This window comes from Trichocoleus sp. DQ-A2 (genome assembly GCF_039961915.1).
Lineage (GTDB): Bacteria > Cyanobacteriota > Cyanobacteriia > Cyanobacteriales > FACHB-T130 > FACHB-T130.
Genome location: NZ_JAMPKD010000008.1, coordinates 211,101 through 223,653 on the forward strand (window position 1 = coordinate 211,101; position 12,553 = coordinate 223,653).

The window sequence follows — 12,553 nt, forward strand, 5'->3', positions numbered from 1 at the left end:
CCAGAGACTTATCCTTCTGGAGTTAGAAAATCGAGGGAATTCAAATGCTTTTAGCGATGCTGCCAATATTTACAGACAGCATAGGCGAGGGTAACGACGCCGGTAATAATGGCAGATTCATCCACCTCAAATTGGGGATGGTGCAGCGGGTAGTTTTTTCTGTCCGGGTATCCCACACCTAGTCGAAACATCGTACCAGGAGAGTGTTCCAGATACATCGAAAAGTCTTCCGCACCGAGAGAGGGTTCCAGTAAAATTTGGACGCGATCGCTTCCCCACGCTTCTTTGGCAGCTGTTTCCACCAACTGAGTCAGCGCTGAGTCATTTTGCACAGAAGGGACTCCCCGGCGATAGTTGACTTCGCAGGTAGCTCCGTAAGTTTTACAGATATTGCAGACAATTTGCTCAATCCACTGGGGTAAGGTGGCATGAGTTTCCGGATGCAGCGATCGCACAGTTCCCAATAATCGCACATGGTCGGCAATCACATTTGGGGCGCGTCCGCCCTCGATTTTACCAATCGTTAGGACGACCGGGCGCAACGGGTTCTGTGTGCGGCTAATCGCTTGCTGAAGAGAAGCGATCGCTTGCGCCGCAATCCAAATTGCATCAACTGCCTCATGAGGACGCGCCCCATGCCCAGATTCGCCTTTAATAATAATCTCCAGATCGTCTGCGGCTGCTGTCAAAGCACCGTAACGAATTCCCACCGATCCCGCCGAAATAGAAGGGAAAACGTGAACGCTCATAATCGCGCTGACATTCTCCATCACTTTGTCTGCAACCATCCACCCAGCTCCTTGAGCGATTTCCTCTGCTGGCTGGAACAGAAAACGCACATCTCCTGGCAAGGCATCTCCGATCTGAGATAGTATCATCGCCGTGCCTAAACCGACTGTGGTGTGGACATCGTGACCGCAGGCGTGCATAATTCCCGGAAGACGCGAGGCATACTCTAAAGTGGTGCGTTCTACGATTGGCAAAGCATCCATATCAGTACGAATTGCCAGTAGTCGCTCATCGATACCTTGTCCTTTTAACTCTCCAACTACGCCAGTTTTACCCACCGCTTCTTGGACATGAAGCCCACAGGAAGACAACACGCCAGCAACATAGGCAGCAGTTTGATATTCTTGCCCGCTTAGTTCTGGGTGAGCGTGGATATGTCGTCGGATTTCAATCAGGCGAGGCGCTAGTTTTTCAGCAATGTCTTTAATACGAGTTAGCACGGATTTCTTAATTGAATGAACGCTTATTTCATGATAAGAGTGGTTAAAAAACTCAACTGCCCTTTAGTCATTCAATTATAAAGACTGTAAGCGATCGCTGAATAATGGGTAAATAGAAAGCAATTGCAGAATATTTACAAAAGCAGTGATTCTAAACCTTGACAAAAATAGAACAGAGGCTATAAAGAGCTAGCTGGACGTGATGCGATCGCGACTGGGATCGCTTGATCTCAAACATACTATTACTAATCATTCCCAAATATAAATATCTTTCTACCCATATAGTCGCATTTACAGCTTTCGATACTTTCTTCATAATCATTCGGGTGATAATTGCCAATTTAAAAACAGTTTTTAAGTGATTTCCAGAGGTTATAAAAATAAATTAAATTTAGTATGCCGGAAGGGTTACTTTATCAAACAGGAAAAACTACCACTGCTAACAAGTAGCGATCGCCTTCAGCTAATTATGGAAAGCTTGTAGTCATGTATCTGCTTGAGCGATCGCTTATATTAGGCTGTTGCTAAGGTCTAGAAGTATCGGTAGCCTGCAAAACCCAGCTTAGGTGAACTAACGAGATATCAAGCTAGCGAGTCTGGATCTAACCCCATCGCACGAAGTTGTTTTGCTAGAATCTGGGCGCGTTGTTCAGCAAGTTGGGCGCGTTGTTCGGCAAGTTGGGCGTTTTGTTCGGCAAGTTGGGCGCGTTCTTCCGGTGTCAGCAATCTTTGTCCTTGTTCGTCGTACCAGTACAGCCACTCCCGCGTTATTCCTTGATAAATTCCTCTTTCTGCACCAATCGCCAATCCCATTTCAGGTAGCCAAACCGGATTTCCTGGCTGCAATACATATTCGCTATCAACCAACCGATGCACTTCCAAATGCGGCTTTCTGCGACGGCGTGACGAATAAATTACGTAGTACAAAACCCCTAAATTTGCATAATCTAGCTTTTTCTGGCTGTATTCTTTCCGATAAGTTTGGGAGACAACCTCTAACACCATCGTGGGCACACTCTCTTCTTCCCAAATCGCGTAACTTAAGCGCAGTTCTTCGTCAAAAAACCGCTCGACTCCTAAGCTAAGAAATCCATCGGGTACAATGGCTGGTTGATCCGGATCGTAGTAAATTCCCATATCTACGCCAAAAAACCAATCCATGCGATCTGCCCAAGCCATAGCCAATATAGCTTTTAGCAAACCGGGGATTAAATCTTGCAGTTCATTATCCACAGGCGTTTCGTCAGAGTCGGGTAGCTCCTCGGAAGATGGAAAATACTTCGGTGGCTTGTACTCTAACATGACTAATTTCCCTAAGACTACTGACTCTATGATAAATAAGTAGGTACAAACAAAAAAAATTAGAAAAGCCCATTTTATAAAAAACAGATTTCTCTAATTTTATCCAAAACAGGTAGAGTTGTCGCTTAAATAAAGACTTAATCGCAGACTGCAAAATTCTTTTGTTTACCCTCTACGAAGTACAAAGCTTCAGAACAGTAAGCAAGAGAATATACATCTAGTTGTTTGGGTGGTTCATCGGTTTTACTAACTTTCCACAATTCAATCGCTGGTGTATTGATATAGGTTTTTTCGTCTGGCGATTCCGCTTTCAAAGGACTATACTTGCGGTTTGCCAAACCTTTTTCTTTTGCAGGTTTGAAGTCCATTGAAGTGTAAATTACACCTTCTTCTGGCTTCGTAGCGCGCTTATAATCTTTCACGAGCGATCGCTCAAACTTTTCATTGCCTTGATTCAGGGCGATTTGAAATCGGAAATCAGCCGTTTCTTCAGCTACTAATAACATTGCAAAGTCTTTCAAGCCATCTTGATTAAAATCAGCCGAGAAGATGCTGCAAGTAAACTTCTGGTTCGGAGTTTCACTAGACTTAAAGTTGCGAATCGACGGTACAAAATCGGATTCCTTGGCGAGGCGGTGTTCGCCAAGGGTTGCTTTCACAGGTTGCGGGACTTCGCCTTGACACTGCAAATTGGGTAACTCAGCCACTGTTGAGGGAGTTGGGGAAGTTGTCGATGTTGTTGATGTGGACTGGTTGGAATTTGTTGTAGAGTTACAAGCACCCAACATCAGAACCATTGCCAATAAGAAAATTTTTTTTATCATGAGCTGCTAATTAAATCGGTCTGCTCAAGTAGAGCTTCCAAGGCGCGATCGCAAATTCCGGGGATTGAGCGATCGCGGCTCAGGCGACACCTCATTAACGCCAACCTAACCAACGCAGAAAAGGCACAACCAAGTAGTAACTCACGCCCAGCCAGAAGGCAATCGTGACACCCAGGAGGCTGAAAAAACCAAGGCTGGGAAGGAGATCGAACGAACTAAGAGTAAAGAACCCTAAACCCCCAAAGATTCCGGCTGTGCCAGCTGCGGCGACAATGGCGTGAACCAGTTGATGGCTGGGCAAACCAAGACCGAGCGTTAACGGGCCAACAGCAACTGCAATCAACGTGACCATTTGTAGCACCGTTCCAGCAGGCATCAGATGGCAAACCAGCCACCCCAACCCATAGCCAAAGACACCCATTAGTCCAGCCACTAAACGGCGCTTGCGTTGACCAAAGCCACCAGCTTCAGTAAGACCCCAAGCCGTTCCCCATCCAGCGAATGCAAATAGCAGAATGGCTTGTCCGACTGGGGGTGGAATATAGGGGAAAACAGGTGGTAGCTGCGCCAGCAAAGCAGCGAAATGAGTCCCTAAAGGGAACACATAAGCCAAAGAAAAACCAGTAACAGCAAACACCCCCCCCGCAATTCCGCCAACAAGCATCTCCCAAAGCGTATCCAGGCAAGCTGTCACAACTTTAGCGATCGCTCGAACCACGAAAAGAGCCGTTTGACCCGCTAGCGTCACAATAGAGGCGATCGCCACCCACAAAAGCTTTAGGCTTCTGCTAGCGATGGTCGCGATCGCATCCGAGAAAGACTGCGGAACCTGACTGGTTTTCGTCTTCATGGAAGAATCCCCAGCCAGACGCTGCTGAATTTCCACAGCCGTCCCCGGTCGCTGGCGCACATCAGGCTGCACCATATCATCCAGCAAATCGGCGAAGGCGGGACTCACCGGGGCGCAATGACGCCAACGTAACTCTCCTGTCGCCGGGTCTTCCAACTCTGGGGGATATCGACCCGTGAGCAAGTGAATCATCGTTTGACCCAGCGCATAGAAATCTGCCGCCGGTCCCACCGCACCTCCAAAAATCTGCTCCGGCGGACTGTATCCGGGAGAAATCAAACGCGTTGAACTTGCCTCTTGTCCCACTTGGACAGTGCCTATCTGTTTTGCCCCGCCAAAATCAATTGCCACCAGTTGCCCGGTTTCCTGGCGCAGCATCAAGTTGGAGGGTTTAATATCTCGGTGAATAATCTGCCGCCGATGCAACTCTTGTAAAATATCAAGCGCTTGCTTCAGCCAATTCGCCACCAGCGGCTCCGGACACCCTTGGGGATAGTGGCGCTCCAGGATATCCTGCAATGTCTGACCGTTGATTTTTTCCATTACCAGACAAGGCAGACGCCGGTAAGAGGGATGACCCAAATTCACTACAAAATAGCTATCTGGCTCGACGCTAGGGACACCCGGATGATGCAGACTTGCTAAAACAGATGCTTCTTGCTCAAACAGTTCCTGCGCCTTTGATGAAGATTCCAGTAATACCTTCAGCACCCGGTCTTTTGCCAACTGCAAATCCCAGACTGTATAAATAGCAGCGAATCCCCCAGATCCTAGAGTCTGGAGAGGAATATAGCGATTGTTCAGATGTAGCGGTGCCCCACAACAGTTGCAAAATTTGTTTCCCCAAGGCTGGGGATAGGGACGCGAACAATCGGGATTAATACAGTGGGCAGCACTGGTCACAGACTAGAATTAGATGAAAACACAAGCTCCCTCGATTCTACTCGACGCCTCAGACTAACCGGAAAACCCGCCAAAATAATCTTCACCAGCGATAAGTAAATACGATACTACCAGCCCTTGAGGAACTTTATCTTTGTTCTAGAACCGACTAAGCGCTTGATAAGGGCATGGTGATTCTTAAAACGATATCCATTGGGTGGTATCGAGCGCAATCTAATAATTTAAAGCGTTTAGATACAAACAAAGCCGGAGAGTTGCTTCTCCGGCTTTGTTTTCACTTGTCGTGCTTCTTTAATGTATTACCAAAAACTTATTTGGCAGAGAGAGTAGTAGCGGTCTGCTGTTGAATCCATGCTGAATGCAGGTCCTCCTCTACAAAAGCCTTTTTCCCAGACTTTAAACTTTCAGCTATAAGCACTTTGATGGTTGGTAAATAAACCCCATTAACCATTTCATGTCCGTAACCAACCACTTTGCCAAAATGCCCAGTTTTCTGGCTAAGAACATCATCCCCTATGGCAAACATGATTTCCATCCTTTTGCGGTGATTCTTTTACTAATCTAATTACTGGTTTAAACCTTTGCTTCTATCAAAGGGAAGGAGTAGCTGTTCCAAAGAAATACCCACATATTAAGTCATTAAGTGCTTTTGAATACATTACTCTGTAATTTTTTTGTTTTTTTAAAACAAACTAATTGTTTTTGATAAGCTGTAATGTGGAACCAAAGCTTGCCAATTTTACAAGTTGCCGACAGTCTAACAAATTGAAAGGATCATCTATCTGATTCTCTCCGTTAATCCTTTGTTCAAGCCTATAGCAAGCACAAACAGCAAAATCAAATAATAATATTAAAGGTAAAAGAGATTACAATATTTATGGCTAAGAATGAATCCCTAAATCAACTGCTTATAAATAAATTTTAAAAACATTATTTAACTAGCAATTGCTGTAGCTAGAAACGGCGAACTAGTATACAAGAAGCAATTAATTCCCAAAGATAAAAGCCTCAACATCTTCCCTTAATTGGGAAAATGTTGATTTTCTTAAAAAATTAAGACGATCGGGAAGCTGAGAAAAACTAAAGTTTACGAGAAACTTGGATGCGATCGCTTTCTTAGGAAAAGTTTTTTCTTGCAAGTTTAGAGGGGACTTGAACCAAATCTCGGTATCAAGAGCAAACCCAAAAACGCAGGAATCGTTGAAGTGGGCGAACTGACAAGTCAGCGCTAGGCTAACGCCTCGCTTCGCTGTTTTCATGCCCAAGGGGCTGTACGCTAACGCGCACCTCATTATAAAAAACATTTAAGTATAAAAAATCAAGAACTAAAAACCTGAAGCTTTGCTAAATGACTCAATTCGTTGATTGCCTCAGTATTATTGCTGTTGAGGTTAGTATTTATAGTTTCATAAGACTTACCAGCCTGTTGAGTCAAACCCGTGTAATTACCGGGACATTAGTGGCTCTTAGGCTAAATCTAGTGATTCTTCTGAGGAAATGAGTAGCCAGTGTGTGGAGTAATAAGGGAAGAACAACAACAGCCCAGAGCTGAGAAGGCCAAACCATGACGACCTACATTACTTTTGAAACCGCGCTACGGATGCTTGAAAACGCCTATTTAGCTTCAGTTATCTTCCTCCTTGCGGCTTCTTACCTGGGTTTAATCGCGATCGACAAGATTGAAAAAGCTAGCGACAACACCCCCTCACGGCAACTCGGTTCTCGTTGAACAGCGATTGCTAAAAGTTCTCGCTCAAATAGTTTGACTGTTAACAATACTCATCTAGGACTCGCGTCATACTCAACCAAGCTGCGAATTGAAGTTGACAGGCTTCTGGAATCATCAGCATCAATCGTGTAGGACAAAGTAAATCCCTACTATGCCGCTAAGGAGTAGACTGCGATGGGCTTGTTTGACAAAGTATTCAGTACTCAGAACAAAGTTCAAGAAACGCTTAGTCCAACGGAAGCATTTGCTGCTATTACCTTAGCTGCTTGTGCCTCTGACGGATACCTCTCCGACGAAGAAGCACGAGGCATTTCTTCTACACTGTCTCGAATGAAACTCTTCAGAAGTTATCCAGACGATGTGATGAGACGGATGTTTGATAAACTTCTCGGTATTCTCAAACGACAAGGCCCTAGCGGGTTGGTTAAAGCGGCTCGTGAATCTCTTCCTCACGATTTACAGGAAACGGCTTTTGCAGTGGCAACCGATCTCGTCTTAGCCGATGGCATCGTTACCGAAGAAGAACAGAATTTTTTAAATGATTTGCATCAAGCTTTAGAGATTTCCACGGAAACGGCGGTGCAGATTGTGCAAGTGATGTTAATTAAAAACCGAGGTTAAACCTATCCCCTCACCCTTTCGGATTAAATCTCGATAAATATTCTTCAGTAGAGACTAAATGACCCCTGTTAAGGGGTTTTTTTTTCTGGTTACGATTCCCGGTATGCGCTCAGCACTCACATCGCTCAGAAATGTCTCAAATTTCTACTTTTTATCCAATTTTTATCAAGCTGTCTTCGTAGAGCATCTATATACTCTTGCGATCGCCATAACAGCGATCGCGCAGTCATTCTACTGTCTGGCGCTACTGACAAGGTTCTGCTTATACTTTCTAAAATAATTTATTTCTTCATCCTCCTAGGGGTATATTTTACTCTTTCTTTAGGTATACTTGGCAGAACCGCAAACACAGTTAGGAAGGAAACCTAAATGTCAGGAATGAACTACTTAGAGTTAGAACAAGAAATTGCCAAGATGGCTAGGGCGATGATGACCCGCAATAGCCAGATTGGGAAAGACCTGATAGCGAATTTGAGAAGTCAGATGACCCTCGAAGAGATCGGTGGCATGATGCTGGTGAGTATCGAACGTTTAATCTGGTTTGACAGCGATTCAGTGTTGTGGACGATAGAGAATCTCATTCCTGCCGATGTAATGCAAGAAATTCGCACCATTACTTCAGTAGCTGTCGGCAAACGTTTGATTTGCAAAGGATTTATGCCAGGAAAAGATTTTAGTGTCGATGCAGCTGGCAAACTGCTACTCAACGACAAAGCGAAAACAGCGATATTACCTCTGGCGACTCTAACTCCTTTGAAAAGTTGAAGATGCCGTCAGACGATTGGCTGGAAAGCACAACGCTAGCCTAGGGAAACGTCCTCAAGCATTGTGCTACAAGTCCAATCCTGGATGGGTAAACATCTTCATCTCTAGTGAGTCACAGGATTTATAGTGATAAGAATCACTAATGAGTCAAATGGGTATCACACCCCCTAAACAGATTCGATCACCGAGGGGTATAAGTAAATGCAAGATACTCAATTTAGAGGATTCTGTGACTTACGATGCCCGACAAAGCCCTCATCACCAAACCGATTAATCAACCCACAGAAATCTTAAGCCAGTTGCACAGCGGACAGCTCCTCCGGGTCAATGGTTGTCGCAGCAGCGCCTTAATTATCTGTCATCGCCACCATGCAGAATTGGCGGGTCCTGGTGCAGGGATTGGCAGTCTGTTTGATATTAATTGTAGCCGGGTGATTCCCATTGGAAACCCGTCAGTGGTTTGCCCTGAGTCTCGCGCCGAGCGACAAAAAGCTTATGAAATTCGGCAACAATGGATTCGCTTTACTCAAAAAGCAATGGAGTATTGCGTCCCGTTGCAGCGTGCCCGTGTCATTTTAGTTGTATTTGAAAAATACTTTGGTCTTGAAGCGACTGCCCAAATGCCGGATGAGATTCTAGCTCAATTGGTGGGAGTTTTGCCAAAAACAATCCAAATGGCGCGTCGAGTGACTAGCAAGCCCTGTGAGAGTAACCCAAAGCAATCTACAGTCAAGGTGTTAAGTCTAACAGAAGGATGAGAGATGAAAGGATTCGTTGATTCGTCTTCTTGTCTCCTTACTGTAACCTGCCTTTAGCAAGGATAAAGTAGGAAAGAAGTACAGAACGAACAATTCCTTCATCGTTCATCCTTCGCCAGCAGGCTGGTGACTAGATCAGCTTGATGGCGCGGAGACCGAAATACAGCCCCACAGCAACAGCAAAAGCACCACCCAAAAGTAAGAAATAAGCGATCGCTCCAGAGATTTCCATTTTTCCGATAGAACGCAATATCCACCATTGAAACATCAAGTGGAGTAGAATACAGCCCACGGGCGCTTGTTGGTTGATGGGGTTTGGTTTATGGAATCGGTGATTCGGGTTAATTTACCGCAGCAGGCTTACGAAATTGCGATCGCATCTTCTGGTCTAGGGCAACTAGGCGCTAAGATGACCAGTTTGAACTTGGGGAAGAAAGTGTTGGTTGTTTCTAACCCAGAAATTTTTCGGCACTATGGTCAAGAAGCGATCGCATCCCTGAAAGAAGCTGGTTTTGACGTTACCGAACTAACCCTTCCCGCTGGCGAACGCTACAAAACCCTCGACTCTGTCCAAAAAATCTACGACGCTACCTTAGAAAATCGCCTAGAACGCTCTTCAACGCTTGTTGCGGTAGGCGGTGGCGTAATTGGTGATATGACTGGCTTTGCTGCCGCTACTTGGCTGCGGGGAATTAACTTCGTACAAGTTCCGACAACACTCTTATCAATGGTTGATGCTGCCATTGGCGGCAAAACCGGCGTTAATCATCCCCAAGGAAAAAATTTAATTGGTGCCTTCCATCAGCCGCGGCTGGTTTTAATTGACCCAGAGGTGCTGAAAACTTTGCCAGTGCAAGAGTTTCGGGCGGGGATGGCAGAGGTGATTAAGTATGGGATTATCTGGGATGCTGATTTATTTGAGCAGATGGAGCGATCGCCATATCTTGACTCACTCCCCTCTCTAGACGCTGGTTTATTACAAGAAATCCTGGCGCGATCCTGCCAAGCCAAAGCCGATGTCGTCAGCAAAGATGAAAAAGAAGCCGGACTCCGCGCCATTCTCAACTACGGTCACACCATCGGTCATGCTGTAGAAAGCTTAACCGGCTACCGTGTCGTGAACCACGGGGAAGCAGTAGGGATTGGGATGGTCGCGGCGGGTCAGATTGCGGTTAACCTTCAGATGTGGGACAAGGCAGACGCCCAACGTCAAGATGCCCTAATTCAAAAAGCCGGATTACCCACCCAGCTACCAGCAGGGCTAGACATCGAAGCAATTATTGAGACGCTGCAAACCGATAAGAAAGTGAAAGATGGAAAGGTGCGGTTTGTCCTTCCCACCCAGATTGGGGCAGTAACTGTAACCGACCAAGTGCCGTCAGATGTAATACGACAGGTGCTGCAACAAATGGTTACTCACCAGTAATTTGTAAGCGCAAAAAGCTACACTAAGCCAACTGTTTTCGTCAAACGTCTCTGTTTATAGGGGCTTTCCGATGACTCACTTTGGCATCATCTGTCCTACCGCCTCCGGTCATCTCAACCCGATGACGACTTTAGGCTAAGAATTGGTTTCTCGCGGTCATCGCGTCACTCTATTCGGGAAGCCTGTATTGGCGTTGCATTAACTGAGCAAGGGTCTTTGGGCGCTCTTGAGCGCATTAGTTATGGCGTTCTTATCAAATATTTACTCGGAGATGGCGATCGCAGCCGTCTTTTTTTGCCTAGACGCTTAACATAAAAATTTTTAAATTAACATATTGCAACATTTAAACAACTAGAGCTATATTCGTAGGGTAAGTATAAATTCCTAAGACATCACTTCTGATTGAGTCTATACAGGAAACTTTGGCGAAGTACAGGTTGCTCTGTTGAGTGCCTGCAATACGCCACCTAAATGCCGCAATATCGCCTCAACCTTGGGTAGGTTCTGATGATCAGTACTCAATTTCCGTGGCTCACCACGATTATTCTGCTGCCGTTACTCGCTTCCTTCGCCATCCCCGTACTACCGGATAAAGACGGCAAGACCGTCCGCTGGTACGCATTGGGAGTAGCGTTAGTAGATTTTGCTCTGATTGTTTATACCTTTTGGCGTCACTACGACTTAAAAAACCCAACATTTCAGTTAGTTGAAACCTATTCTTGGGTGCCTCAACTCGGTCTAAATTGGTCTGTAGCGGTGGATGGGCTGTCTATGCCGTTGATTGCTTTGACCGGCTTAGTCACCACCCTGGCTATCTTCGCGGCTTGGAACGTTACAAATAAGCCACGTTTGTTTTACTTCCTGATGCTGGCAATGTACAGCGCCCAGATTGGTGTTTTTGCTGCTCAGGATATGCTTTTGTTCTTCCTGATGTGGGAACTAGAGTTAGTGCCAGTGTACCTGCTCATCTCCATTTGGGGAGGGCCAAAACGCCAGTATGCTGCAACCAAATTTATCCTTTACACTGCCTTAGGCTCGGTGTTCATTTTAGTTGCCGGTTTAGCGATGGCTTTCTATGGCGATACCGTCACCTTTGACATGGCGGAACTGGCAGCCAAGCATTACCCCTTAGCCTTAGAACTTCTTGCCTATGCTGGTTTCTTGATTGCCTTCGGCGTCAAACTGCCAATCTTCCCCCTGCACACTTGGCTACCTGATGCTCACGGTGAAGCTTCCGCCCCCGTCTCGATGATTTTGGCTGGGGTGTTGCTGAAAATGGGCGGCTATGCGCTAATCCGCATGAATATCGAAATGCTGCCTAGCGCCCATGTTTATTTCGCCCCAGTACTCGTGATATTGGGTGTCGTCAACATTGTCTATGGTTCTTTAAACGCTTTTGCTCAAGGCAATCTCAAACGACGGCTAGCTTGTTCTTCGATTGCCCACATGGGCTTTGTACTGATTGGAATTGCCTCGTTCACTGACTTAGGGCTAAACGGTGCAGTTCTGCAAATGGTTTCCCACGGGTTGATTGCAGCGGCGCTGTTCTTCCTCTCAGGCGTTACCTACGAACGCACCCACACCCTGATGATGGAAAAAATGGGGGGCATGGCGAAACAAATGCCTAAAGTCTTTGCTTTGTTCACCGCCGGTTCAATGGCTTCTCTCGCCTTACCAGGGATGAGTGGATTTGTCGGGGAATTGACAGTCTTTTTAGGCTTCACCATGAGCGATGCTTACAGTTCCACTTTCAAAGTAGTGGTAGTATTGCTGGCTGCGGTGGGATTAATTTTGACGCCAGTTTATTTGCTCTCTATGCTGCGGCAGGTGTTCTACGGTAAGCAACATCAAGAGTTGGTAACAGATTTAGTCTTGCTGGATGCCCAGCCGCGCGAGGTGTTTATTGCCGCTTGCTTAATTATTCCGATTATCGGAATTGGTTTCTATCCCAAGGTGGCAACTCAAACCTACGATGTGAAGACTGTAGCGATCGCTGCCCAAGTTCACAATGTACTGCCTCTAGTCGCTCAAACCAAAGCGCCTCTCTACTCGCGCGGTTTGGTTGCACCAACTTTACCCGCGACTGCGGCTGGAAATTTGCTGAGTGCAGCCGAGTAATTTACTCGACTGTCCTTAGAAATAAATC

14 protein-coding genes are annotated in these 12,553 nt (G+C 46.0%); 7 read left to right on the forward strand and 7 right to left on the reverse strand.

The features are described from left to right. Positions 1–50 precede the first annotated feature (50 nt). The 6 genes from NC997_RS10270 to NC997_RS10295 all read right to left on the reverse strand — a co-directional run bounded on the left by NC997_RS10270 (position 51) and on the right by NC997_RS10295 (position 6,367). On the reverse strand, positions 51–1,229 hold the full coding sequence (locus NC997_RS10270; RefSeq protein ID WP_190527218.1) for an amidohydrolase: 1,179 nt from the start codon (positions 1,227–1,229) through the stop codon (positions 51–53). Between the two features lie 582 nt (positions 1,230–1,811). Then, a complete protein-coding gene (locus NC997_RS10275) occupies positions 1,812–2,531 on the reverse strand; it encodes a Uma2 family endonuclease (protein WP_190527220.1) in 720 nt (239 codons plus the stop codon). 137 nt (positions 2,532–2,668) lie between these two features. Beyond that, positions 2,669–3,355, reverse strand: coding sequence for a hypothetical protein (locus tag NC997_RS10280; RefSeq protein ID WP_190527222.1), 687 nt, complete (start codon positions 3,353–3,355; stop codon positions 2,669–2,671). A gap of 94 nt (positions 3,356–3,449) precedes the next feature. Further along, the gene (locus NC997_RS10285; protein WP_190527224.1) at positions 3,450–5,108 is read right to left on the reverse strand and encodes a protein kinase; all 1,659 of its coding nucleotides are present in this window, start codon (positions 5,106–5,108) and stop codon (positions 3,450–3,452) included. Positions 5,109–5,418: 310 nt separating this feature from the next. Continuing rightward, positions 5,419–5,643 (reverse strand): hypothetical protein, encoded by a 225-nt coding sequence (locus NC997_RS10290; RefSeq protein WP_242028962.1) that lies wholly within the window; start codon positions 5,641–5,643, stop codon positions 5,419–5,421. A gap of 451 nt (positions 5,644–6,094) precedes the next feature. Beyond that, positions 6,095–6,367, reverse strand: coding sequence for a hypothetical protein (locus NC997_RS10295; protein ID WP_190428540.1), 273 nt, complete (start codon positions 6,365–6,367; stop codon positions 6,095–6,097). Positions 6,368–6,672: 305 nt separating this feature from the next. Here NC997_RS10295 and NC997_RS10300 point away from each other — a divergent pair, with 305 nt between their 5' ends. The 5 genes from NC997_RS10300 to NC997_RS10320 all read left to right on the forward strand — a co-directional run bounded on the left by NC997_RS10300 (position 6,673) and on the right by NC997_RS10320 (position 8,981). Continuing rightward, a complete protein-coding gene (locus NC997_RS10300; protein ID WP_190411245.1) occupies positions 6,673–6,837 on the forward strand; it encodes a hypothetical protein in 165 nt (54 codons plus the stop codon). Positions 6,838–7,011: 174 nt separating this feature from the next. Further along, on the forward strand, positions 7,012–7,458 hold the full coding sequence (locus tag NC997_RS10305; protein ID WP_190428539.1) for a tellurite resistance TerB family protein: 447 nt from the start codon (positions 7,012–7,014) through the stop codon (positions 7,456–7,458). 58 nt (positions 7,459–7,516) lie between these two features. Next, positions 7,517–7,738 (forward strand): hypothetical protein, encoded by a 222-nt coding sequence (locus NC997_RS10310; RefSeq protein ID WP_190433213.1) that lies wholly within the window; start codon positions 7,517–7,519, stop codon positions 7,736–7,738. Positions 7,739–7,836: 98 nt separating this feature from the next. Further along, entirely contained in the window at positions 7,837–8,223 is a 387-nt protein-coding gene (locus NC997_RS10315; protein WP_190428543.1) for a hypothetical protein, read from the forward strand. A 239-nt stretch (positions 8,224–8,462) separates the two neighbouring features. Next, positions 8,463–8,981 (forward strand): hypothetical protein, encoded by a 519-nt coding sequence (locus tag NC997_RS10320; protein ID WP_190527226.1) that lies wholly within the window; start codon positions 8,463–8,465, stop codon positions 8,979–8,981. 130 nt (positions 8,982–9,111) lie between these two features. Here the strand turns inward: NC997_RS10320 and NC997_RS10325 are convergent, their stop codons facing one another. Then, on the reverse strand, positions 9,112–9,207 hold the full coding sequence (locus NC997_RS10325; protein WP_190411348.1) for a cytochrome b6-f complex subunit PetL: 96 nt from the start codon (positions 9,205–9,207) through the stop codon (positions 9,112–9,114). A gap of 96 nt (positions 9,208–9,303) precedes the next feature. Here NC997_RS10325 and aroB point away from each other — a divergent pair, with 96 nt between their 5' ends. After that, positions 9,304–10,407 (forward strand): 3-dehydroquinate synthase, encoded by a 1,104-nt coding sequence (gene aroB / locus NC997_RS10330; RefSeq protein ID WP_190428537.1) that lies wholly within the window; start codon positions 9,304–9,306, stop codon positions 10,405–10,407. Positions 10,408–10,914: 507 nt separating this feature from the next. Next, on the forward strand, positions 10,915–12,525 hold the full coding sequence (locus tag NC997_RS10335) for an NAD(P)H-quinone oxidoreductase subunit 4 (protein WP_190527228.1): 1,611 nt from the start codon (positions 10,915–10,917) through the stop codon (positions 12,523–12,525). Positions 12,526–12,553 lie beyond the last annotated feature (28 nt).